The 21901-nt window shown below is 68.9% G+C and carries 20 protein-coding genes; 12 read left to right on the top strand and 8 right to left on the bottom strand.

Annotation, left to right across the window (positions count from 1 at the left end):
- Positions 1-81: 81 nt before the first annotated feature.
- Together OV427_RS08195 and OV427_RS08190 are read left to right on the top strand one after the other, a co-directional pair.
- Positions 82-360, top strand: coding sequence for a hypothetical protein (locus OV427_RS08195; RefSeq protein ID WP_267855550.1), 279 nt, complete (start codon positions 82-84; stop codon positions 358-360).
- 74 nt (positions 361-434) lie between these two features.
- Positions 435-818, top strand: coding sequence for a DUF1801 domain-containing protein (locus OV427_RS08190; RefSeq protein ID WP_267855549.1), 384 nt, complete (start codon positions 435-437; stop codon positions 816-818).
- Here the strand turns inward: OV427_RS08190 and OV427_RS08185 are convergent.
- Complete coding sequence (locus OV427_RS08185) at positions 815-1474, bottom strand: hypothetical protein (protein ID WP_267855548.1); 660 nt, start codon at positions 1472-1474, stop codon at positions 815-817. The two genes, OV427_RS08190 and OV427_RS08185, sit on opposite strands and share 4 nt — an antisense overlap.
- A gap of 155 nt (positions 1475-1629) precedes the next feature.
- On the opposite strand from OV427_RS08185, the gene OV427_RS08180 reads away from it, so the two are divergent.
- Positions 1630-3882 (top strand): S41 family peptidase, encoded by a 2253-nt coding sequence (locus OV427_RS08180; protein WP_267855547.1) that lies wholly within the window; start codon positions 1630-1632, stop codon positions 3880-3882.
- Between the two features lie 18 nt (positions 3883-3900).
- Here the strand turns inward: OV427_RS08180 and OV427_RS08175 are convergent, their stop codons facing one another.
- The 5 genes from OV427_RS08175 to OV427_RS08155 all read right to left on the bottom strand — a co-directional run bounded on the left by OV427_RS08175 (position 3901) and on the right by OV427_RS08155 (position 10288).
- Positions 3901-5193, bottom strand: coding sequence for a porin (locus OV427_RS08175; protein WP_267855546.1), 1293 nt, complete (start codon positions 5191-5193; stop codon positions 3901-3903).
- Between the two features lie 393 nt (positions 5194-5586).
- Complete coding sequence (locus tag OV427_RS08170) at positions 5587-6810, bottom strand: M23 family metallopeptidase (RefSeq protein ID WP_267855545.1); 1224 nt, start codon at positions 6808-6810, stop codon at positions 5587-5589.
- A gap of 13 nt (positions 6811-6823) precedes the next feature.
- Complete coding sequence (locus OV427_RS08165; RefSeq protein WP_267855544.1) at positions 6824-8047, bottom strand: hypothetical protein; 1224 nt, start codon at positions 8045-8047, stop codon at positions 6824-6826.
- Positions 8048-8207: 160 nt separating this feature from the next.
- Positions 8208-9212, bottom strand: a complete 1005-nt coding sequence (locus OV427_RS08160; RefSeq protein ID WP_267855543.1) for a hypothetical protein — start codon at positions 9210-9212, stop codon at positions 8208-8210.
- A 191-nt stretch (positions 9213-9403) separates the two neighbouring features.
- Positions 9404-10288 carry a hypothetical protein gene (locus OV427_RS08155; protein ID WP_267855542.1) on the bottom strand — a complete coding sequence of 295 codons (885 nt, stop codon included), beginning with the start codon at positions 10286-10288 and terminating at the stop codon, positions 9404-9406.
- A 201-nt stretch (positions 10289-10489) separates the two neighbouring features.
- Between OV427_RS08155 and OV427_RS08150 the strand changes: the two genes are divergently transcribed.
- The 3 genes from OV427_RS08150 (at position 10490) to OV427_RS08140 (ending at position 13505) form a co-directional block, all read left to right on the top strand.
- A complete protein-coding gene (locus tag OV427_RS08150; RefSeq protein WP_267855541.1) occupies positions 10490-11743 on the top strand; it encodes a hypothetical protein in 1254 nt (417 codons plus the stop codon).
- A 199-nt stretch (positions 11744-11942) separates the two neighbouring features.
- Positions 11943-13118 (top strand): SGNH/GDSL hydrolase family protein, encoded by a 1176-nt coding sequence (locus OV427_RS08145; RefSeq protein ID WP_267855540.1) that lies wholly within the window; start codon positions 11943-11945, stop codon positions 13116-13118.
- Between the two features lie 54 nt (positions 13119-13172).
- Complete coding sequence (locus OV427_RS08140; protein WP_267855539.1) at positions 13173-13505, top strand: MazG nucleotide pyrophosphohydrolase domain-containing protein; 333 nt, start codon at positions 13173-13175, stop codon at positions 13503-13505.
- Positions 13506-13512: 7 nt separating this feature from the next.
- Here the strand turns inward: OV427_RS08140 and OV427_RS08135 are convergent, their stop codons facing one another.
- The gene (locus OV427_RS08135) at positions 13513-13803 is read right to left on the bottom strand and encodes a hypothetical protein (RefSeq protein WP_267855538.1); all 291 of its coding nucleotides are present in this window, start codon (positions 13801-13803) and stop codon (positions 13513-13515) included.
- 158 nt (positions 13804-13961) lie between these two features.
- Here OV427_RS08135 and OV427_RS08130 point away from each other — a divergent pair, with 158 nt between their 5' ends.
- Together OV427_RS08130 and OV427_RS08125 are read left to right on the top strand one after the other, a co-directional pair.
- A complete protein-coding gene (locus tag OV427_RS08130; RefSeq protein ID WP_267855537.1) occupies positions 13962-14561 on the top strand; it encodes a LemA family protein in 600 nt (199 codons plus the stop codon).
- Complete coding sequence (locus OV427_RS08125; protein WP_267855536.1) at positions 14561-15361, top strand: TPM domain-containing protein; 801 nt, start codon at positions 14561-14563, stop codon at positions 15359-15361. The genes OV427_RS08130 and OV427_RS08125 overlap by 1 nt, the downstream gene beginning before the upstream one ends.
- Positions 15362-15371: 10 nt before the next feature.
- Here the strand turns inward: OV427_RS08125 and OV427_RS08120 are convergent, their stop codons facing one another.
- A complete protein-coding gene (locus OV427_RS08120) occupies positions 15372-16025 on the bottom strand; it encodes a TetR/AcrR family transcriptional regulator (protein WP_267855535.1) in 654 nt (217 codons plus the stop codon).
- A gap of 87 nt (positions 16026-16112) precedes the next feature.
- Here OV427_RS08120 and OV427_RS08115 point away from each other — a divergent pair, with 87 nt between their 5' ends.
- The 4 genes from OV427_RS08115 to OV427_RS08100 all read left to right on the top strand — a co-directional run bounded on the left by OV427_RS08115 (position 16113) and on the right by OV427_RS08100 (position 21870).
- Positions 16113-18170 (top strand): serine hydrolase, encoded by a 2058-nt coding sequence (locus tag OV427_RS08115; protein ID WP_267855534.1) that lies wholly within the window; start codon positions 16113-16115, stop codon positions 18168-18170.
- A 130-nt stretch (positions 18171-18300) separates the two neighbouring features.
- A complete protein-coding gene (locus tag OV427_RS08110; protein WP_267855533.1) occupies positions 18301-20364 on the top strand; it encodes a carbon starvation CstA family protein in 2064 nt (687 codons plus the stop codon).
- A gap of 1 nt (position 20365) precedes the next feature.
- The gene (locus OV427_RS08105) at positions 20366-20569 is read left to right on the top strand and encodes a YbdD/YjiX family protein (RefSeq protein WP_267855532.1); all 204 of its coding nucleotides are present in this window, start codon (positions 20366-20368) and stop codon (positions 20567-20569) included.
- A 140-nt stretch (positions 20570-20709) separates the two neighbouring features.
- Positions 20710-21870, top strand: a complete 1161-nt coding sequence (locus OV427_RS08100; protein ID WP_267855531.1) for a heparan-alpha-glucosaminide N-acetyltransferase domain-containing protein — start codon at positions 20710-20712, stop codon at positions 21868-21870.
- The last annotated feature ends 31 nt before the right edge of the window (positions 21871-21901 follow it).

Raw genomic sequence — 21901 nt, 5'->3', positions numbered from 1 at the left:
CATCCGGGACCGCGCATGCGTCACCGCTCGGGTCAGGAGGCGCGGTTGAAGTCCAACTCGTGGCACCCAGGAGTCTGTCCCATGCGAATCACCCTGTCCCTGCTGGCTGCTGTCGTGGGCCTCACCGTCTCCGCGGGCTGCGGCGGCACGTACGCGCCTGAGCAGGCACCGGCGTCCGAGTCGGCCCCTGTCGCTGAACAGCTCCCGGAAGGCACTGTCACGCAGCAGGCCATCTGCTCGCAGAAGTGGACGTGCAATTACACCCGCTGGTACGGCAGCGAGGCGACGTGCGTAGCGGGTTGTGGAAGCACGCCCTGTACTCTCGACTACGCGTGTAATGGCACTTGCTTCTGCCCCTGAGTCAACCCTGTCGGAAGGGCTGAGGGATACCTGTGGTATCCCGCAGCTCAAGGCCGCGCGTCGAAGGAGTCGCCATGCAGAAGTCGAAGCCCGCCGCCAACCCGGAGGCCTACGTCGTCGCACTCGCCGGTTGGCAACGCGACTGCGTCGAGCATCTGCGGGCCGCCGTGCATGCGGTGCGCGGGCTCGATGAAGTCGTGAAATGGGGGCACCTCGTCTATCTGTCGAACGGGCCCGTGTTGTTGATCCGCGCGGAGGAACAGCGCGTGTTGTTCGGTTTCTGGCGCGGGCAGCGATTGCGCGACATCGAGCCGCGCCTCAAGCCCGGCGGCAAATACGAGATGGCGAATCTGGTATTGGGCGAGGGCATGTCGATTGACGCTGCCCTGGCGCGTCGACTCGTGCGCAAAGCCGTCGCGCTCAACGCGACGCTCGGCGATCCGACGAAGTTGGCTTAGAGGATGGCCCGGACGAAGAGGTACGCCACGTACCCGGCCCAGGGCAGCACGACGGCGAGCAGTGCGATGGCGACGGGGCGCACCCACGTCGGAGACTTGTCGCGCCAGGGAAGGAGCATCAGGTAGCCTCCCGCCAGCGTGGGGATGGGCAGCAGGTTCAGCGCGGCCATCCGGGCGCTCATGATGCCCCACGCGCGAAGCACCTCTCCGTCACGCAGCAGTCCGACGAAGCGCTCCACGCGGCCTGGCAGCGCGGGGATGTTGAACACCGCGGGGAAACCCTCGGTGAACTGGTGGAAGCCCTCCGCGGGGCCCAGGCACGCCATGGCGACGCCAATCTGCACATACCAGGGGATGGCCAGGGACAGGGCATGGAGTGGCGGGGGCAGCTTGTTGAGCCGGCTCTTGAGGCTCGTCGCGTCCGCGCCGTCCTCGGCCTCTGGAGTGAATGACGCGGAGCTGCCCAGGACGATGGGGTGGAGGCTCCAGCCGATTCCGGCCATGCGCCACGCCAGCAGCTTCGGCCCGTAGCCGACCTGCACCGTCAGCGGCCGGGCGCCGAACGCGCTCGCGACCACCGCCTGGGCCAGCGCCCACATGATGTTGACCGCGACGAACAGCATGCCCAGCCAGAAGAAGAGCGCGACCCTGTCCATGCGCCGAAGTCTATCACGCCCGGAAATGGCCCTCCGCTGCCCGGGTCAGGTAAGACTTCCACGTGTATGTCCATTCACCGGCAGGCCGGGTCACATCCGGAGGCCCCTCGGGGCTGGGCTACGCTCGCGGGTTCCCGCGACAAGGGGTTGGCACGATGAAGAGCGGTTGGCTGCGATGGGTCTCATGGCTGGGTCTGGGTGCCCTGCTCCTCACGGGAAATGCCCTGGCGCAGGTTCCCGCCACGGCCTCGCCCGAGGCGCTCCGCGCCGAACGCCGGGTGCGCCTGGTGAAGCTGTGGGGCGAGGTTCGTTTCCGCCACCCGCGGGCCTTCTCCATGCCCGCCGAGTGGGACGCTGCCTTCCTCTCCGCGCTGCCCAGGGTGGAGGCAGCGCGGGACGCGGAGGCCTATGCCGCCGCGGTCCAGGGCATGCTCGCGGCCCTCGGGGACTCGGCCACGCTGGTGGAGCGTGAGAAGCCCCCCGCCTCCTCCGGCCCGGCCCCCACCCTGCGTGCGCTCAAGAGCTGGGAGAAGGACGTCCTCGTGCTCGACCTGCGCAACCTCCTGGGGCCCCAGGGGGAGGCCTCCATGCAGGAGCTGCAAGCGACGCTGGACGCGGACGCCGCGAAGGCTCGCGCGGTGGTGATGGACCTGCGCATGCGAGGACTGCAGCGCTATGGCCTTTCGTGGATGGTGCCGGGGCTGCTACCGCACTTCATCGACGGCGAGCTGAGCGTTCCCGGCCTGCGCGAGGTGCACCACCTGGGCCTGAGGCCGCAGGATGGCGCGCAGGGCTTCTATCGAACCGAGCTCACGTCGCCCGCGGACGAAGTGGTCACGGGCACTCCGGGCAAGAAGCCGGCCCTGCTCGTCTTCCTGGTCGACGAGGACTCCGCCATCGACTTGTCCATCCTGGCCCTGCGCGCCCGTGGGAAGGCGCTCCTGGTGGCCGAGGGCCCGCTCAACGAGGGCGCCACGAACACGCAGGACACCGTGCCGCTGGGCGAGGGGTATCACGCGCTGGTGAGTCTCAATGAGACGGTGCTGCCCCTGGAGGCGGACGTGAAGCGGCCCGCGCGAGCGCGTCTGGATGGGCCGGACGAAGGGATGCGCCAGGCGCTCATGCTGGCCGCCCGTCCCCCCAAGCGGAAGGCCGGCGTGGCGGTGGCCCCTCGGCCCACGGTCGCCTGGCGCCCGGAGCCGAGCTACAAGGACGCGCTCCAGCCCTCCCGGGAGATGCGGCTGCTGGCCGGGGCCAAGCTGTGGACGGTGGTGCGCTTCTTCTTCGCCTACCCGGACCTGATGGACCGGCCGTGGGACGCCCGCCTGCCGGAGCTGCTCGAGAAGCTGGATGCGGCGAAGGACGCGACGGCGTACGTGCTCGCGCTGGCCGAGGCGGCCACGTGGCTCCAGGACGGCCACGCCTCGGTGCGAGGCCATCCGGAGCTCCAGCGCTTCTTCGGCGTCGCCCCGCCGGTCTGGGTGACGGACATCGACGGCAAGGCCGTGGTGGTGGAGGTGCTCGATGCGCAGTCCGCGCCCGGACTCGTGCCGGGCGACATCATCGAGAAGGTTGACGGCGAGCCCATCGAAGCGCGGGTGCGGCGGTTCGCCCCGTACGTGTCGGGCTCCCTGCCCGGTCATCGCCGGGACATGACCCTGCTGCGCACGCTCGGGGGAGAGGAGGGCTCCACGGTCGTCCTCGGCGTGCGCGGCGCCCAGGGGGCCAGGGAGGTGAAGCTCATCCGTACGCCCCGGTGGAAGCTGCCTCCCTCGAAGGAGGAGCCCTACCGGGTGCTGGAGGGGAACATCGGCTTCGTGGACCTGGAGAAGCTGGAGGCCCCGCAGGTGCCCGCGATGTTCGAGAAGCTCAAGGACACCCGCGGCATCGTGTTCGACCTGCGCGGCTACCCGCGCGGCACGATGTGGGCACTCGGGCCCTACTTCGACGTGAAGGGCTCGCGCCCCTATGCCCGGTACGAGCGCCCGTTGGCGGGAGGCCAGCACGCGGGCTGGCTGACGCTCAGCGATTCGCTGCCAGAGGTGGAAAGTCCCAGGTACCGGGGCCGCACGGTGACGCTCATCGACTCGCGAACCATCAGCCAGGCCGAGCACACCGGGTTGATGCTGGAGGCCGCGGCGGACACCGTCTTCCTGGGCAGCGCCACCGCGGGCACCAATGGCGACGTCACCCAGGCGGTGCTGCCCGGCGGCATCACCTTCTATCTCACCGGACAGCAGGTGCTCCACGGGGATGGACGGCAGCTGCAGCGCAAGGGGCTCGAGCCCCACGTGAAGCTGCGGCCGACGGTGGCGGGACTCCAGGCGGGCCGTGACGAGTTGCTGGAGCGCGCCGTCCAGCTCCTGCGCGAGGAGCCCGCCAACAAGGCGGCGTCTTCGAGTCGCTGAGTCCGCGGCGATGGCGGGTCAGAAGGACGCGTCGAGCTGGAGCCGGACGAGGTGCCGTGCCGGCCCCGTCCGTCCGAACTGATAGGCGTAGTCCCCCTGGAACTTGAAGGCATGCCCGTTCAGGTAGAGGTTCAGGCCCGCGCCCAGCTCGCGTCCCTGCTGGTCCACCTGGGTGATGAGCGCGGGGTCGCTGTCCGAGTCCACCCGCTGCACGTCGAAGCGCCCGGTGGCCTCGAACTTCGAGGTGAGCATGTAGCCCGCCTGCACGACGTAGCCCCAGCCCGAGCGGGACCACTCGCGGACCGGCTGTCCGTTGACGGTGCCGTCGCGGAATGAGGGGGACCCGTCACGGTAGAGCACCTCCGCGAGCATGGAGAGGCCGCGGTACTTGAACACCGCGTCCACGTCCGCGTGCACATAGTCGAAGGTGCCGAGCGTGAAGGTGGTGCCCGTGGTGCTGCGCTGCCGGTTCGTCTTCTGGTTGTACGCGCCAGCCACGCCCACCATCAGCCGGGGCTTCGGCAGCCGCTGCAGGTCCCCCTCCACGTCGTCGTCGAAGGGGCCGAAGGGCCGCACCGCAAAGCGGGCGACGTAGAGCAGGCCCGGCGTCGAGGCCCCGAAGCGGTTGCGGCCCTCGCCTCCGAAGAATCCCAGGTTGTAGCTCAGCAGCCCGCGCACCCCGAGGAAGTCGTTCGACGACAGCATCACTCCCATGTCCCGGTCCAACGTCAGCTCGCCGATGACGAGGGGCCGGTCCACGAACTGAAGGCTCGACTCACGGATGGTGCGCGCGCGGTCGAAGGGAACGAAGAACTGGCCCACGCGGACGTTCAAATCCCGCACCGCCGTGTACTCGACCCAGGCATCGAATATCGGGCTGGAGGAGCCGGCCTCGAAGTCGTTGCCGCCAAATGCGAGCTGCAGCGTGTACTTGAGGTCCGGGTTGAGGACGTTGCCCAGGAGGAAGAGCCGCACCGAGCGCACGTTCTGCTCCTGCGTCCACTTCCGTGGCGCCCCCTCCACGTCCTGGCCCGTCACCGTCTCCCGCATCTGGAAGCGGGCACGCACCGTCGCGGAGTACTTCCCGTCATCCGTCGCCACGGTGAAGCCCTTGCCGGGTGCGGCGGTGATGATGACCCCCGGCGACGGGGGCGGCTTGGGCTTGGTCTCGGCCGGGACGTCCGGTTCCCGCGGAGCCTGGGTGGCGGGAGCAGGCTCCGGGGGCGCGGCTTGAGCCCACGCTCCCATGGAGAGCCACAGGGAAGCGAAGAGGACTGCCTTCGTGGATACACGAGGGGCGGGATTGGACATGGAGGGACGCCAGTTCAGACGTGGAGGGGCATTGCACGTGCTACCGGGAGGTCCGGGGAGCACAGGAGAACGACAAAGGGCCGCTGAGGGAAGGGGGCTGCGGGGCGCTCAGCACGCGCGACAACAACAACACTGCCCGGACCGGCCGATGGCGCTGGCACTGACGTGCCGAGCAGGCCCTTCGAGGCCGGAGGGGCGGGAGCAACCTGGCGTGTAGACGGGAGGGTTGGACATGGAGTGCTGACAAGCCAGGACGTCGCCAGCATTGTTAACCGTCATTGACGCAACACGCAAGACACCTGATGCGTCCGTCCCGCGTGCGGCAAATGCAATCGTGGGCCCGCTCCACGGCTGCTGGAGCGGGCCCACCGGTGCTTCAGCCCACGCCGCGCCTCAGTTGAGCGACGCGGGCAGGGTCACCCGGCGGTTGGCGCACGTGCTGGCCGCTGGCCACTCATCGAACTGGATGGCCACCGTCGGGTACGTCGCGTTCGGCCAGAAGTTGTTCCAGGGCACGGTGCCGGCCGCGCAGAGCTGTCCCGTGGGCCCGCACTCGCACGTGGGGGCGCCCGTGTGCACGCGGCTCACCTCGTAGTGCAGGTGGACGCCGTTGGACCAACCCGTGGTTCCCGCCGTGGCCAGCCGTTGTCCCTGGACCACGCTTCCTCCGCACGTCACCCCCGTGGCGAGCGTGCCGCCCTGCAGGTGGAGGTACGTGGACTGCGTGCCATCCCCATGGTCGATGACGATGACGTTGGCCTGGCTCGCGCAGCTACTGGAGTTGCAGCCGGACGTGCTGTTCATCTTGAGGTGCGTCACGGTGCCCGCGCGCGCCGCGACCACCGGGAAGCCCACGCTGGGCGACGTGGCGAAGTCCCACGCGTACTTGTCCCAGCTGACGTGGTCCCCGCAGCAGGAGTCATTGCAGTCCTGCGTCAGGTACATGGGGCCGGTGGTGCGCGGCCAGGGCAGCCGGTAGCCCAGGCTGCTGCCCGGAGAGCAGTAGTCCGCCGTCCCCGCCGGTGCCACCACGCAGCCGTTGGGACACGCCTGCGAGGACGTGGGGGCCTGATTGGCGCCCGGGCACTGGTACAGCGTCGAGGCCACGGCGTTGGCCATGTTGTCGTTGCCGCAGTAGGCCCCGGCCTGGCTCGCCAGGCACGTCGGGCCGCCCGAGGTGCCCGTCGAGCTGCAGCTGAGGCCCGTGGACGTCCAGCCTCCCGTGCCACAGGTGTAGAACTGATGGTCGCCGCCGCACACGCGGAAGCCGCACTCGGTGACGTTGGGGTCGATGGCGCGCCCCTGGTCATCCGCGCCACCCGAGCAGCGGCATTGGCCCTGGCCACAGCTCGACCCGGCTACGGCAACCCAGCCGCTCGAGGTGCACTCGTAGTTGACGTTCCCGCCGCCACAGACGCGGAAGCCGCAGTAGGTGGCACTCGTGGGGATGGTCGTCCCATTGTGGTAGGCACCGCCGGAACAGGCGCACGTCACGTCCTGCTCCACCTGCGAGAGCTCCTCCGCGCCGGTGGCCTCGTCCAGTCCTTCGTCGCTGCACGCGGCCAATCCCAGCACCCACAGGGCACAGGCCGCCTGACGGAATAGATGGCTGTTCATGTCGGGCGCTCTCTCAGTTCATCCGGCAGTAGGAGCCGGAGACAGCGGACCAGGACGTGCCCATGCACTCGTAGAAGGTATTGCCGCCTCCGCACACCTCCATGTGGCACGACGTGTTGGCCGCGCTGATGGTGGTGCCGTTGATGTGCGAGCCGTTGGCGCAGGAGCACGAGCCGCCACATGCCACGCCCGTGTTCAACCACTGGTTGCCCGTGCCGCACTCATAGAGGTTGTTGTCCGAGCCGCAGGTGCGGAAGCCGCAGTAGGTGAGGGACTGGGGAATGGGGGTGCCATTCTTGTAGGCGCCGTTGGCGCATGAGCACGTCTTCGGCGCGGCGCTGCCGGAAAGGCACGAGTCCGGCTGGCCCGCGGGCGCGCGGTTGCAACCATTGGCACACACCTGCTTCACGACGGGGACACCCCCCTTGCATACGTAGAGGAAGTTCGAGTCCCCCGGCACGCCGTTGTTCCCGCAGAACAGGCCGCCCTCGGGGCTGCACGTGGTTCCAGGAGGAGGCGGCGGCGTGGTGCCGTACCAGTAGCTCTCGCCATACAGGTTGAGCATGGCGCGCGTCTTCGTGTCGTACTTCGTCTTGACGTAGGCCCAGTCGCTCGAGCCCCAGGTCGTGCCGTTGTAGTGGCGGGCGAGGACCCCGAGCCAGAGGTCCCACGACGGCCCTCCTACCCGGATGTTGTTGAGCCAGTTGTACATGTCCTGGTACGTCGCGAAGTAGGGCGTGTATTCGGAGTTCCAGGCCATGTCCTTCACGTACTGCACGGCGCGCGTGATGCTCCCCTGGACCGTCAGGATGCCATTGCCATACACCGCCAGCGTGTTGCTATAGGTGCCGGGGGCGTCGAACTGGAACATCCCGAGGCCCCCCGCCTGGTTGATGCAGGCACCATCCGCGTATCCCGCCAGGATGGGGCCGTTGCAGTCCGAGGAGTAGGGCCCGGGACACTCCTGGGGAGAGTGCTCGCCGTAACAGAAGGCCATGTCCGTCTCTGTATTGGCGATGCCGGCCCACAGCAGCGGGTTGTCCACGTTGGGGTCCGCGGCCAGCACGGCCTTGATGAGGTCCGAGCGCTGGCGCATGACGGTGGCGGACACCTGGGATTGTGATTGCTCCACCAGCTCAGCGTCCGCCTCGGGTGCATCCTCGGTGGGCTGGCAGGCGCCCAGCCCGAGGGCCAGGGTGACCAGGGCCCATCGACAAACGAAATGTTCGGCTTTCATGCGGTCTCCTCGCGAGTGGGACTCGCCCCCCTCGATGTGGTCGAACATCGACCGAAGGGGAGTGTCGCGGCACTCGCGAGAGCCGTGGAATTAACTCGAATTAAATCGAGGCCCACCTGCGCCCCCTCCCATCTCGGCAGAGGGGACGCAGGGCCCTGGCTCAGAGAGCCTTGGTCTTGGGGTCCGCGCACTCCGTGGGCGGCTTGATATCCGGCATGGGCTCCGAGATGGGCCCCCGCTCCTCCTCGACGACGCTGCGCTCCTCGTCACTCAGGCTCTGGGCGTCCTCGCCGTCCTCGGCCGTTGCCGCGAAGCAATTGCCGTCCACCTTGATGAGCCCTGTCTTGCAATTCCACGAGGGCTCTCCGGTGCACACACTGACCCGGTAGTGCCGTGGCGCGCCTCCCGGAAGGTTGCCGCCAATGAGCGGAGACCCCTGGCGGCCTGCCGAGCCGATGAAATAGGGCGAATAGCTGAACGTGGTGGAGAGCTGCTGCAGGTTCAGCCCATTGGGCGCCTGGCCACTGAACCACCGCCCCCACTCGTAATCGTTGGTACGGGTCCACCAGCGGTCGCTCTCCTGGACAGTCACGAAGTAGTGGTTCTCGCAGGTCGTGGGATCCGCGTTCAGCTTGATGTTGCTGGCGCAGACATTGATGGGAGCGCCACTCGCCGGCGGTGGGATGCCGTTGATGTTGAAGTTGGGCGTGGCCGGAGCGGCGTTCGCAACGATGACGCTGGTGGACACCGTCTCCACGGTGGACCAGCCAATGCAGGTCCAGTTCCGCTTCTCCAGCGTCACCGTGGCCTTGTACGTCCCCGCCTGCACGCCCACGTTGTAGAAGGGGAAGTTCGCCCAGGAGGAAGAGGTCTGATACTGCATGGAAGAGATGAGATTTCCATTGTGGTACAGATTGGCCTTGATGCGATAGGGATTGGCCCCGCACGTGCCGTACGGCCCGCAGCTCCCTCCGACGATGATGATGCCGGGGCAGTATTCATACGAAACCATGAAGTTTCGCGTCCCGGAGCCGCAATAGCCAAAGTTGTTGGCGGAGTAGCCCGAGGTCGTCGAGCTCTGGGTCAACTTGGCAGCGCCCGCCTGAGACACCGTGGGAACGGCGGCAAGCAGCGCAACCACTACTATCAGCATGTTTCTTGTCATGGGTCCCCTCCCTGATGGAGTGGCGCCCTTGCTCTGCACCCGTTATGCCGTAGGGCACTCCAGAACGTCCGCGCCCCAGGACTCGCCGTGCGTGTATCAATCCATGTTACATGTGTCTCAGGATTGTAACGCCTTGCGCTACAATGCGTGACGTCCCCACGGCCGGCCCGCACTCCGGACACGCGGGCCGGCTATTCGAGAGCGAGCAGCAGGGCGTCCCGCTCGTCGATGAGCTTCTTCGAGTTGAGGGCCTTGCGGATGAGGCGCCGCGCTTCGACCCGGGCCGCCGCGTCCGTCAGCCGGGGGAGCCAGTGGGTGCGGAGCGCCTCGAGTTGCTGCCGCTGCGTCAGTCCCGCCTCGTCGAGCCAACGCTCGAGCTCGATGACGACGTCGGGCCGGGGAGCCGCGGTCCTCTCGGGGGCGATGACCTCCGTCGGCTTCGGCGTGTACCGCCGCGCGGCCTGGTCCTCGGGCAGCGGGCCCCACTGCTCGGCCAGGGCGCGCAGGCCGCGCTGGACCTCGTCGAGGTAATATTCGGCCCGTGGGTCGGAGAGCACGCCCCAGTCGACGAGCCGTTGCCGCATCGCCTCGCGCCCGTCCACTTCGTCGTGCACCTCTTCTCCGAGCGTGCTCGTCCCCCACACGTCGAAGAGATGGTTGTGGGAGAAGACCGCGCTCTCGACGTGGGCCTCGCCGAAGACGTAGGTGCCGTCCGGCTCGTCCTCGCCGAACAGGCGCCGGACCCGGAGTTCTCCGAGCACGATGAGGTAGCCGCGGGTGAAGAGCGTCTGCGCGATGAGGTTGCCACGTACGAAGACGAGCCCGCCCGGGTTCTCCAACCACCCGTCGACGAGCAGGTCGCCGTCGACGAAGGTCGAGCCCCGGTCATTCTCGAGGACGAGCGACGCCACCCGCCCTCCCGAGAACAGCCCGGCGCCGCTGTTGGAGAAGCCGTGGGCGAGCACCGAGGCATCGACATCCATGCCGATGCGGGCACCGGTGCTCCGGAACGCGTCGTACGGGCGCAGGTAGGAAGCGGCTTCGGCCGGTGGCAGCCAGCGTTGCAGGGGGAGCATCCGTCCGGCACCTTCGAGTCTTCGAGAGGATGTAACTTTACCATCCTCTTTCACGAGGGCCTGGAGTTTCGCGCCGGCCCCATTCAACGACAGTCTAAGTCGTGCGAATCAGGTAAAAATAGAATAGACGAAAAAAGCTGCAAATTGCAAAGAAGGGGCGATTGGCGCGATGCCAATCATTTGCGAAGAAAAAGGAATCTTATGTCTAATCTGCACAAGGCCCTGCTGACGGCTTCCGTCGCACTCCTGGGATTGAACGGGTGTGGCAGCGCCGACCGCCCGGAAGCGGAGACGGCCAGCACCACCCGCCAGGGCGTGGAAGTGGCAACGGCCATCCCCCTCCCAATCCCCGCCTGCGCGCTTCTCCCCGATACGGACGGCGACGCCGTCTGCGACGCCGTGGAGACGTTGCTGGGCACCAACCCCAACAACCCCGACACGGATGGGGACCGGCTCAATGACTACGCGGAGTCGTTCGGCTTCGGCGGCGGCCTGGACCTGACGGCCCTCGGCGCGAACGCGCGCAGGAAGGACATCTTCATCGAGGCGGACTACTACCCGGGACTCCAGCCGACGCAGGCGATGCTGAACCGGGTCATCACGGCCTTCGCCAACGCTCCGGTGACGAACCCGGATGGCTCCACGGGCATCACCCTGCACGTGGTGGTGGACCAGCAGATCGCCGCCGCGGACGCGGACTCGGACCTGAGCCCCGTCTGGACGGACTTCGACGTCATCAAGGGGAAGTACTTCGCCGCGATTCGCGCGCCCTACTTCCACTACATGCTGTTCGCGAACCGGTACAGCGGCGGAAACTCCAGCGGCATCTCGCGCGGCATTCCCGCGCATGACTTCGTGGTGACGCTGGGCTTCATCGGCGGTGGCACGGAGTTGCAGCAGGCCGGCACCCTCATGCACGAACTGGGGCACAACATCGGCTTGCGCCACGGTGGGACCGATGACAGCAACTACAAGCCCCACTACCTGAGCATCATGAACTACGAGTACCAGTTCTATGGCTTCGGCATTGGTGGCTTGAACAACGTGCTCGACTATTCGCGCGTGCGGGTGTCCGCCTTCAGCGAAGCGGCCGTCATCGAGGTCACCGCGTTCGCGCCCGCCGCCCCGACCACGGAGGCGGACCTCGCGAAGATCAGCGGGCTTCGCTTCAACAACGTCCAGGTCGTTGGCAACGCGAGCACCAACCTGGACTTCAACGGCGATGGGATCATCCAGGCCGGGTCCTACGCCCGGGACTTCAACCGCAACGGCGTCACCACCGACGGGTACCCCGCGTCGCAGAACGACTGGCTGGCCCTCGTGTATGACGGCGGCGGCCAGATTGGCTTCGCCACGCCGGGCATCACCCAGGACCTGGGCCGCGAGGACTTGTACCTCGTCGCCCCCGAGAAGATGGAACCCTGCCTCACCGTGGACGAGCGCGACGGCCGGTAGTCCCCGCCGTTCCTGCTGAAGCGTTGCATTCCGCCGCCGGGCCCGCCTTCATTGGGGGCCCGGCGGTCGTGTCTCCAGGCCGCGAGCATCCGATGGGACGCGCCCCGCCGCGTGCAGGGGCCGCTGCGCCGGCGGCCATCCAGGCACGCTGCCCCCCGTCCCTCCGCCGGGCGAGGTCGCCCGTGGTAGAGCAACGGCCATGAAGCGGCGGAACGTGATGCTCGGACTCTGCGCATGGCTGGCGGCGTGTACGGCGCCTTCGGTGTCGAACCCTTCTCCCGGGGCCCTGACGTGGGTGACGGTGCCGGCTTCCGACGCACGTCTTCAATACACCGGGCGGTGGTACGGCTCCGGCGCGGGCGTCGTCTTCTCCCACCCCGGCATGACGATTCGCGCGCGCTTCTGGGGGGACGCGGTGCGGATGCGCCTCAACGACTTCGGCCTCGGCGGCGACGTGGGGACGAACTACTTCGACGTGAGCCTCGATGGAGGGCCGCCGAAGCCGCTCGCCGTCCAGCGTGACGAGTCCACCTACGAGCTCGCCAGCGGGCTGGAGCCAGGGCTCCACACGGTGGAAATCCTCAAGCGCACCGAGTCCTCCGTGGGGCACAGCGCGCTCGTCGCGCTCGAGGTCCACGGTGAGCTGCGAGAACCGCCGGCCCGCCCCGGGCTGCGGATGGAGTTCGTCGGCGACTCCATCACCTGCGGCTATGGCACCGAGGTGGCCCTCATTCCCGACTCGCCGTCGTGGAGGGCGCCGACCTTCACGTCGAAGCACGAGAACCCCACGCGGAGCTACGGTTGGCTCACGGCCCGGAACCTGGGCGCGGAGCTGGTGAACGTCTGTTATTCGGGCCACGGCGTGTACCGCAACCTGGACATGTCGACGTCGGACCTGCTGCCGGCCATCTACGAACTCGCGGTGCCGGACCAGCCCGCGGCCTGGGACTCGAGGGGCTATTCGCCCGACGTGATTGTCATCAATGCCGGCACCAACGACGCCTTCGCCGGCTTTGGTACGCCTCAGTTCCTTCCCGACGAGACAGCATTCAAGACGGCGTACCGGAAGTTCCTCGCGCGCCTGCGCGAGCTGCATCCGAAGGCCCGCATCGTGTGCACGCTCGGGAGCATGACGGACGGGTACAAGCAGCAGGAGGTGGAGGGCACCGTGACCGCTGCGCACGTCGGCGAGTGGGTCACCGACCTGGTGGCGGAGCGCAACCGCGCGGGCGATGACCGCGTCTACCGCCACCTGATGACCGTGCAGAATCCCGGAGCCGATGGCGTCGGTGAGGACTGGCATCCGTCGGCCGCCACGCACCAGAAGATGGCGGAGTCGCTGACCCGCTTCCTCCAGGAGACAGTGCTGCGCTGACGTCCCACCACGAGGGCATCGACAGCCCGGCGCGGCTCGCCTAGGAGGAGGGCCATGATTTCGCTCCCTGAAGGCGCGTCGATGAAGGACTACCAGCGCTACATCCACGACCTGGAGGCGCTGCATGGCTGGCTGAAGGTGGACCTCGTCCACAACTGCTTCCTCATGGGCGAGGAGGTGGGCGAGGTGTTCAAGGCGGTGCGCCGCTACAACAAGCTCTTCGACGAGGGCGGAGCCATGCCTCCGGAGCAGGCCCGCGCCCAGCTCGGCGAGGAGCTGGTGGATGTCTTCAACTACCTGCTCGCCATCGCCAACCGCGTGGGCGTGGACCTGGAGCAGGCGTTCCGCGAGAAGAACGCCCGCAACCAGGAGCGGACCTGGAGCTGATTGCTCGCTAGGGGCTGGGCCGGCAGTAGCCGCGCGGATAGGCGAAGCAATAGAAGCCGTCCGGGCACGCGGGCAGCGCGGGCCCGCAGGGAGGGGGATTGACCGGCTCGCAGGAGCCCCGGAATCCCCCCACGCAGTAGAAGCCCGACGGACACGGCGGCAGATTCGTGCCACACGCCTGGAGCGCCGACTGCTCCGTCTCGCCGAGCTGCAGCTCCTCCTGTGCGTCCGTCCCGCCACAGCCCGCCAGCAATACGCCCGCGGCCAGCAACAACCCCCCGATGAAGCTCGTTCGCATGTCTGCTCCTGGAAAGATGGATTTGCAGGATGCGACGGTATTCGTGTTTCAGCGCATGCACCAGGGGACGAGGCGCACGGCTGCCTGACTGCCCAGCCCAGCCGGGCGGGCCGGCCCTTCTTGTCGGTGCGGAGCACGGTTCCTACTTTTGACGCCATATGAACGCTCGCCCCTTCAGAGGCAACACGCTGCTGGTGTTGCTCGCGGTCGCGATGGTCACCGGCTGTCAGAAGTACGACGTGCTCATCGAGAAGGACCAGGTGGCCGAGCAGCGCTGGGCGGACCTGGAGGCAGCGCTGCAGCGGCGCGCCGACCTCATCCCCAACCTGGTGAACACGGTGAAGGCCGCGGCCGCTTCGGAGAAGGAAATCCTCGGCAGCGTGCTGGAGGCGCGCGCCAAGGCCACCAGCATCCAGTTGAGCGGCGAGGACCTGCAGGACCCGGAGAAGGTGGCCGCGTTCCAGCAGGCCCAGGAGCAGCTCTCCGGCGCGCTGTCGCGCCTGCTGGTGGTGCAGGAGAAGTACCCCGAGCTGAAGAGCAACGAGAACTTTCGCGCGCTGCAGGTGCAGCTGGAGGGCACGGAGAACCGCATCCTGCGCTCGCGCGAGCAGTACAACGCGGCGGTGCGCGACTACAACACGGAGCTGGGCAAGGTGGGAGGCTCGGTGGTGCGGCGCGCCACCGGTGGCACGTTCAAGCCACGTGAGTACTTCCGCGCCTCGCCCGCCTCGCAGGCGGCGCCGCAGGTGAACTTCTGATGCGTCCGGTGGTGGCATCGCGCGCGGCCGCCGGCGCGCTCGCGCTGCTGCTGTGCGCGGGTGTGGCGCAGGCGGCCTTCACGCCGCCGCCCATCCAGGGACACATCACCGACACCGCGGGCGTGCTGGATGCCCAGCGGCGCGGCGCGCTGGAGCAGCGCCTGGAACAACTGCGCACGCAGTCCGGCTACGAGGTTGCCGTCTTCTTCACCGGCTCGCTCGAAGGAGAGACGGTGCAGGATGCGGCGTACACCACCTTCAACACCTGGAAGCTGGGCCAGAAGGGCGCGGACAACGGTGTGCTGCTGCTGGTCGCGCCCAACGAGCGCCAGGTGTGGATGGAGACCGGCAAGGGCGTGGGCGGCGAGCTCACGGACGTGCAGGCCTACGACATCATCAAGCAGTACATCGCGCCGCGGCTGAAGGCGGGGGAGTACGACGCGGCGGCGGAGGATGGCAGCAACGCCATTGCCCAGACGCTCACCGGGCAGCCGCTGCCGGGCGCCTCGGCCCTGCCTCGCCAGACTCCCTCGCGGCGCGAGCCCCAGGGGAGCGGCGGCGTGGGGGGCCTGGGTTGCCTCATGGTGGCCTTCTTCGTCTTCTTCATCTTCGCCATGCGGGGCGGGGGACGCGGCCGCGGCAGGCGGCGGGGCATCATCCTCGGCGGCTGGGGCTGGGGCGGTGGTGGCTGGGGGCGCGGCGGGGGTTGGGGGGGTAGGGGCGGAGGTGGAGGTGGCGGCGGTGGCTTCAGCGGCGGAGGCGGCAGCTCGGGCGGTGGTGGCGCGGGCGGCAACTACTAGGGCGTTCCGCTCACCCGGAGCGGGTGGCGGTCTTCCTGCCGCGGGCTCCTCCCGCTGAGCCCGCGGGCCAGGCCCGCATCGCGACCTCCACGATGCCGAGGAGCTCGGCTTCGTTCGCTCCATCCTGGGCCTGCACCGTCATGCCCTGGATGACGGCGCCGAAGTACCGGGCCAGCGCCGCCGCGTCCGTCCCGGCCGGCAACTCCCCCTGTTCGGCTCCCTGGCGGATGCAGGCCTCGAAGCGGGCCAGCGTGGCCCTCCGCATTCCGGCGACATGCTCGGCAATGGGCCGGTTCTCGGGGGCGCACGTCAGCACCGCCGCCGTGATCATGCATCCGGCCAACTGCTTCCGGCGGGGGAAGTTCCTGGCGGACTCCCGGAGCACCCGCTCGATGGCTCCCCGCGCGGTGGGCTCCTCCTCCAAGGCGCGGGCGGTGAAGGACCCCTGGTCGGCCTGGTAGCGCACCAGGGCCTGCCGGTACAGCTCGGCCTTGGAGCCGAACGCCGCATAGAGGCTGGGCGCGGTGATGCCCATCGCCTCCGTGAGATCGGCAATCGACGCGCCCTCGTAGCCGAGCCTCCAGAACACCTCCATGGCGCGGTCCAGCGCCTTCGTGGCGTCGAATTCGCGGGGCCGTCCTCGCGGGCGTGGGGTGGGGGGCATGCTGGTTTTCATAGCGTTCGTTCTTGAAATGGGCCGCGGCGGGTCCTATTTACGTAGCGTTCATTATACAAACAGGAGCACCGCCCCATGTATTCTGCCATCGCCACCCTGCTGGTGGCTGTCGGCCTTGGTGTGTCCCCCGCCGACCCCGCTGTCACCGAGGCGCGCGCCATGGCGGCGCGGCTGGACCCGGTCATCGACCGGGCGCTCGCGGAGAAGCGCATCGTTGGAACCGTCGTCCTCGTCGCGCAGGACGGGAAGGTCGTCTACCGGCGCGCCGCCGGCTTCGCGGACCGCGAGGCGAAGAAGCCCATGCGCGAGGACGCCGTGTTCCGGCTGGCCTCCATGTCCAAGCCGCTCGTGTCCGCCGCGGCGCTGGCCCTGGTGGACCAGCACACGCTGTCCCTGGAGGACCCCGTCACGAAGTGGATTCCGACGTTCCGCCCGAAGCTGGCGGACGGCCGCGAGCCCGTCATCACCGTGCGCCACCTGCTGACCCACACCGCGGGCCTGACGTACGGCTTCTTCCAGCCCGAGCAGGGGTCGTATCACCGGGCCGGCGTCTCCGACGGGCTCGATGACGTGCCCGGACTGACGCTGGAGGAGAACCTCCGCCGCATCGCCTCGGTGCCGCTGGCGTCCGAGCCCGGGAAGCGCTGGAGCTACTCCGTCGCGATTGACGTGCTGGGCGAAGTCGTCGCCCGCGCGGGCGGAGCGCCACTTCCGACGGTGATGGAGCGCTTCGTCACCAGACCGCTCGGCATGAAGGACACGGGCTTTGGCGCCCGGGACGCCGTGCGGCTCGCGACGGCCTACGCGGACGGGCGCCCGGAGCCGGTGCGCATGGGCGAGGTGGCGCTCGTGCCCTTCGGTGGCGGCACCGTCCGCTACGCACCCGGCCGGGCCCTGGACCGGCGCGCCTTCCCGTCCGGTGGGGCGGGCATGGTGGGGACGGCGGAGGACTTCTTGAAGTTCCTGGAGGCCCTCCGCAAGGGCGGCGCGCCGGTGCTCGCGGCAGCCACCGTGCAGCAGTGGGGCACCGACCAGGTGGGCACGGAGGCCCAGACGCAGGGGCCCGGCTGGGGATGGGGGCTCGCCTCGGCGGTGCTCGTGGACCCGGTAGCGGCGAAGAGTCCGCAGTCGGCGGGGACGTGGCAGTGGGGCGGGGCGTATGGTCATAGCTGGTTCGTGGACCCGCGGCGAAACCTCACCGTCGTCGCGCTCACCAACACCGCTCTCGAGGGCATGTCGGGCGCGTTCCCCGTCGCCGTTCGGGATGCCGTCTACGCCGCCGCGCCGGCTTCCGCCGCACAGGCTGCGACGGCACAGGCATCTGCTGCGTCGGCTTCGGCCGCACCATTTCCGGCTGCGCCGGCTCCTGCGGTGCGGCTCTACACGCTCGACTGCGGCCGCATCGACATCGCGGACATGGGGATGTTCTCCGATACCGGTGAGCACGCGGGAGAGCGGGGCACTCTCACCGCGCCGTGCTTCCTCATCCAGCACCCCCGGGGCACGCTGCTGTGGGATGCCGGCCTCGGGGACAAGCTGGCCGCGCTCCCCGACGGCGAGGAGCCCGTGCCGGGCTCGCGCTTCCGCGTCTCCGCGACGCTGGTTTCCCAATTGGGGAAGCTGGGGCTGAAGCCGTCCGACATCGACTTCGTCTCCTTCTCGCACCTGCACGCCGACCACGCCGGCAACGCCCCGGCCTTCGCCACCTCCACGTGGCTGGTCAACGCGGCCGAGCTCGCATGGGCGCTGGGCTCGCCCACGCCGATGGGCGTCGACCCGCGACTGGTGCGGGGCCATGCGAAGGACAAGACAGTCTCCATCGCCCTGGACCACGACGTCTTCGGCGATGGCTCGGTGCGCATCCTGAAGACGCCGGGCCACACCCCCGGCCACCAGGTGCTGATGGTGCGGCTGGCGCGCACGGGCCCCGTCATCCTGTCCGGCGACCTCTTCCACGCGCGGGAGAACTTCGACAAGTCGCTCGTCCCCCCGTTCAACGTGAGCCGCTCGGAGACGCTCGCGTCCATCGACCGTGTCCACCGGTTGATGCGCAACACCGGCGCGCGGCTCGTCGTGCAGCACGAGCCCGGGGACATCCAGTCGCTGCCGGCGTTCCCCGCGTACCTGGAGTGAGCGGCGGAGATTGGCAGACGACACCCGCACTCCATTTCGGCCGCTGAGCAGGCGGCTCGCGCGCTAGCCTGTCCCGGAAGGACTCGCTCGGGCCGCGCCTGCTTCGGGGCTTCGGCCGCATGGAGGCATCATGGGTGGAGTGGCTCGAAAGCTGGCGTGGGTGCTGCTGGCCATCGCTGGCGCCGTCAGCCTGGGCACGGTGGCCCTTCACCGGGGGGAGAGCATCAACGCCATCTGGCTGGTGGTGGCGTCCGTCTCCGTCTTCCTCATCGGCTACCGCTTCTATGGGCGCTTCGTGGCGGAGAAGGCCCTGGCCCTGGACCCCACGCGCGCCACCCCGGCCCACCGCCGCAACGACGGCCTGGACTACGTGCCCACGGACCGGTGGGTGCTCTTCGGCCACCACTTCGCCGCCATCGCCGGAGCGGGCCCATTGGTGGGCCCCGTGCTGGCCGCGCAGATGGGCTACCTGCCCGGCACGCTCTGGATTCTCGCGGGCGGGGTGTTGGCCGGCGCGGTGCAGGACTTCGTCATCCTCTTCCTGTCCGTGCGCCGCGACGGCAAGTCGCTGGGCGACATGGTCCGCATGGAGTTGGGTCCGGCCGCGGGCGTGACGGCGATGATTGGCGTGTTGATGATCATGATGATCATCCTCGCCGTGCTCGCGCTGGTGGTGGTGAAGGCGCTGACGCACAGCCCCTGGGGCACCTTCACCGTCGCGATGACCATTCCCATCGCAGTGCTGATGGGCGTGTACCTGCGCTACATCCGCCCCGGCCGAGTGCTGGAGGTGTCCGTCGCCGGCTTCGTGCTGCTGATGCTGTCCATCTGGCTGGGCGGCCGCGTCGCCGAGCACGCGTACTGGGGCCCGCTGTTCAACTTCGACAGCAAGGCGCTGGCGTGGATGCTCATCGCCTACGGCTTCTGCGCCTCCGTGCTGCCGGTGTGGCTGCTGCTCGCCCCGCGCGACTACCTGTCCACCTTCCTCAAGATTGGCACCGTGCTGCTGCTGGCGGTGGGCATCGTCCTGGCCGCGCCGGAGTTGCGGATGCCCGCGCTCACCCGCTTCGTGGACGGCAGCGGCCCGGTGTTCTCCGGCAGCCTGTTCCCCTTCCTGTTCATCACCATCGCCTGCGGGGCGGTGTCCGGCTGGCACTCGCTCATCTCCTCGGGCACCACGCCGAAGATGCTGGCCACGGAGGCGGACGCGCGCGTGGTGGGCTACGGCGGAATGTTGATGGAGTCCTTCGTCGCCATCATGGCGCTCATCGCCGCGTCGGTGCTGGACCCGGGCGTGTACTTCTCCATGAACTCGCCGCCGTCGGTGATTGGCACCACCGTGGAGGAGGCGTCCCGGGCCATCAGCCAGTGGGGCTTCGTCGTCACCCCGGAGGTGCTCAGCCAGACGGCCCGCGACATCGGTGAGTCCTCCATCCTCTCCCGCGCGGGCGGCGCCCCGACGCTGGCGGTGGGCATGGCGCAAATCCTCCATGGCCTGGTCTCCGGCGAGGGGATGATGGCCTTCTGGTACCACTACGCCATCCTCTTCGAGGCGCTGTTCATCCTCACCACGGTGGACGCGGGCACGCGCGTGGGCCGCTTCATGATTCAGGAGCTGGCCGGCCTCGTATACGCGCCCCTGAAGCGCACGGAGTCCTGGGGGGCGAACATGATTGCCACGGCGGTGTGCGTCGGGGCCTGGGGCTACTTCCTCTACCAGGGCGTGGTGGACCCGCTGGGCGGCATCAACACGCTGTGGCCGTTGTTCGGCATCGCCAACCAGATGCTGGCGGCGATTGCCCTCACCCTGGCGTCCGTGGTGCTGGTGAAGATGAAGCGCGAGCGCTACGCCTGGGTGCCCGCGATTCCCGCCGTGTGGCTGGTCATCTGCACGCTGACGGCGGGCTGGCAGAAGGTCTTCGGCGGCAACGTGCGCGTGTCCTTCGTCGCCCATGCGCGCGCGTTCTCCGCGGCGGCGGCGGAGGGCCGGGTGCTGGCGCCCGCGAAGTCCGTGGAGGAGATGGAGCGCATCATCCACAACGACTACCTGGATGCCACCCTCACCGGGCTGTTCATGCTGCTGGTGGTGGCCACCGTCCTCTTCGGTCTCCGAGCCGCGCTGGCGGCCCGCCGCTCCCCGGTGCCCACGGACCGGGAGACGCCACCGGTACCCCTCGCCGTGGAGGCCCGCTGACATGGCCGCCGACTGGACGTGGCTGGAGCGAGGCTGGCGCCGCGCGGTGCAGACCGCCCGGCTGATGATTGGCGTGCCCGACTACGACACCTACGTCGCGCACATGCGCCAGCACCATCCGGAGCGGGAGGTGATGAGCTACGCCCGCTTCTTCGACGAGCGGCTCCAGGCCCGCTACCGCGGGGGTGGCGGCCGCTGCTGTTGAAGGTTGGTTGGCGTGGAAAGCAATCCAGCGGGTTGCTGCTCCCGCTGCCTGGCCTCGCCTTGCGTGGCCCGGCGCCCTACGATGGCGCGCGCGACGGAGGTTCGCACCGCGTGGGTGGTCCGCGGAGGGGGGAAACACTCATGAGTCCTGATGCGACGTCGGAAGGCGTGCCCGCGGTTGCGCGGAGCACAGGTGGGCGGCTGCTCGCGGTGGATGCGATGCGCGGCACGGTGATGCTGCTCGTGTTCCTGTCACACTTCGCGGACGGGTACCTGTACCGCCTGGGGGCGGACGCGGAGCACCTGCGCGAGCGGCTCAATCTCCTCACACGCATGGCCTCGCCGGGCTTCATGCTCATCAGCGGCCTGATGCTCGGGCTGCTCTACGCGCGCGCCCCCGAGCGCTTTGGCACCATGAAGCGCCTGCTCCAGCGCCGCGGCCTCTTCCTGCTCACGGTGGGCCACGTCCTCATCGTGCCGACCTGCCGCTTCTGGGCGGACGAGCCCTGGTACCTGCTGCGGGTGCTGCCGGTGACGGACACCATCGGCCTCGCGCTGCTCGTCGGGCCCTCCCTGGTGACGCGGCTGGGAGGTCAGTCGCGCGCGATGCTCGGCCTGGGGCTGTTCGCCGTCAGTTGGCTGCTCAGCCTGGAGTGGTGGCCGCACTCGCTGGCGGCGGAGGCCTTCAAGGAGGTGCTGTTCGGGCAGCAGCACCTCACCGTGCTCGTCTCCGGCTTCCCGACGATTCCGTGGCTGGGCTTCTACCTGGTCGGCAGCCTCTTCGGGGAGTGGCTGGGGACGTGGGGGCGCGCGGACGTGGTGCGCGTGGCCCGGCGCTTCCAGTGGGTGGGCGTGGGGATGGGGGCCACCGGGGTGCTGCTGTCCGCGGTCCACTTCTGGCTGCGGCGCCTGGGCGGCGAGCAGTGGGTCGGCGGCGCGGCCGAGGCCCTGTCCGAGCTCACCGCACATGCCCAGAAGTACCCGCCGGGCCCGACGTACCTCGCGCTCTATGGCGGGGCCGTGCTCTCCGGGCTGGGGTTGATGATGCGCGCCGAACAACGCGGCTGGCTCCTGCCCTACATGCGCTGGGCGGGCGTCATCGGGCGCCACTCGCTCTTCGCCTTCCTGGTCCAGTTCTACGTGTACTTCCTGGGCATCTACTCCCTGCGCCTGCCGTACACGCCGCTGTGGCCGCTGGTGTTCCTGGCCACCGTTGCCCCGCAGTGGGGGGTGCTGTGGGCCTGGGACGTGCGAGAGGCCCGGGCCCGGGTGCCCCCTCCGGTGCCCGCGGGCGGCGTCTAGCAGGGAGGGGGGCCGCCAGGCGTCCGACATC

It is taken from the genome of Pyxidicoccus sp. MSG2 (assembly GCF_026626705.1).
GTDB lineage: Bacteria > Myxococcota > Myxococcia > Myxococcales > Myxococcaceae > Myxococcus.
The sequence above is the reverse complement of the archived record's forward strand: the minus strand, read 5'-3'. Positions and strand labels throughout refer to the sequence as shown.

Bases quoted from the DNA above. Each gene is read 5' to 3' on its own strand.
- OV427_RS08140 (WP_267855539.1), top strand. From the start codon at position 13,173: ATGATTTCGCTCCCTGAAGGCGCGTCGATGAAGGACTACCAGCGCTAC.
- OV427_RS08100 (WP_267855531.1), top strand. From the start codon at position 20,710: ATGAGTCCTGATGCGACGTCGGAAGGCGTGCCCGCGGTTGCGCGGAGC.
- OV427_RS08150 (WP_267855541.1), top strand. From the start codon at position 10,490: ATGTCTAATCTGCACAAGGCCCTGCTGACGGCTTCCGTCGCACTCCTG.
- OV427_RS08175 (WP_267855546.1), bottom strand. From the start codon at position 5,193: ATGTCCAATCCCGCCCCTCGTGTATCCACGAAGGCAGTCCTCTTCGCT.
- OV427_RS08120 (WP_267855535.1), bottom strand. From the start codon at position 16,025: ATGCCCCCCACCCCACGCCCGCGAGGACGGCCCCGCGAATTCGACGCC.
- OV427_RS08180 (WP_267855547.1), top strand. From the start codon at position 1,630: ATGAAGAGCGGTTGGCTGCGATGGGTCTCATGGCTGGGTCTGGGTGCC.
- OV427_RS08185 (WP_267855548.1), bottom strand. From the start codon at position 1,474: ATGGACAGGGTCGCGCTCTTCTTCTGGCTGGGCATGCTGTTCGTCGCG.
- OV427_RS08125 (WP_267855536.1), top strand. From the start codon at position 14,561: ATGCGTCCGGTGGTGGCATCGCGCGCGGCCGCCGGCGCGCTCGCGCTG.
- OV427_RS08135 (WP_267855538.1), bottom strand. From the start codon at position 13,803: ATGCGAACGAGCTTCATCGGGGGGTTGTTGCTGGCCGCGGGCGTATTG.
- OV427_RS08195 (WP_267855550.1), top strand. From the start codon at position 82: ATGCGAATCACCCTGTCCCTGCTGGCTGCTGTCGTGGGCCTCACCGTC.
- OV427_RS08160 (WP_267855543.1), bottom strand. From the start codon at position 9,212: ATGACAAGAAACATGCTGATAGTAGTGGTTGCGCTGCTTGCCGCCGTT.
- OV427_RS08130 (WP_267855537.1), top strand. From the start codon at position 13,962: ATGAACGCTCGCCCCTTCAGAGGCAACACGCTGCTGGTGTTGCTCGCG.
- OV427_RS08145 (WP_267855540.1), top strand. From the start codon at position 11,943: ATGAAGCGGCGGAACGTGATGCTCGGACTCTGCGCATGGCTGGCGGCG.
- OV427_RS08105 (WP_267855532.1), top strand. From the start codon at position 20,366: ATGGCCGCCGACTGGACGTGGCTGGAGCGAGGCTGGCGCCGCGCGGTG.
- OV427_RS08110 (WP_267855533.1), top strand. From the start codon at position 18,301: ATGGGTGGAGTGGCTCGAAAGCTGGCGTGGGTGCTGCTGGCCATCGCT.
- OV427_RS08165 (WP_267855544.1), bottom strand. From the start codon at position 8,047: ATGAAAGCCGAACATTTCGTTTGTCGATGGGCCCTGGTCACCCTGGCC.
- OV427_RS08115 (WP_267855534.1), top strand. From the start codon at position 16,113: ATGTATTCTGCCATCGCCACCCTGCTGGTGGCTGTCGGCCTTGGTGTG.
- OV427_RS08190 (WP_267855549.1), top strand. From the start codon at position 435: ATGCAGAAGTCGAAGCCCGCCGCCAACCCGGAGGCCTACGTCGTCGCA.
- OV427_RS08170 (WP_267855545.1), bottom strand. From the start codon at position 6,810: ATGAACAGCCATCTATTCCGTCAGGCGGCCTGTGCCCTGTGGGTGCTG.
- OV427_RS08155 (WP_267855542.1), bottom strand. From the start codon at position 10,288: ATGCTCCCCCTGCAACGCTGGCTGCCACCGGCCGAAGCCGCTTCCTAC.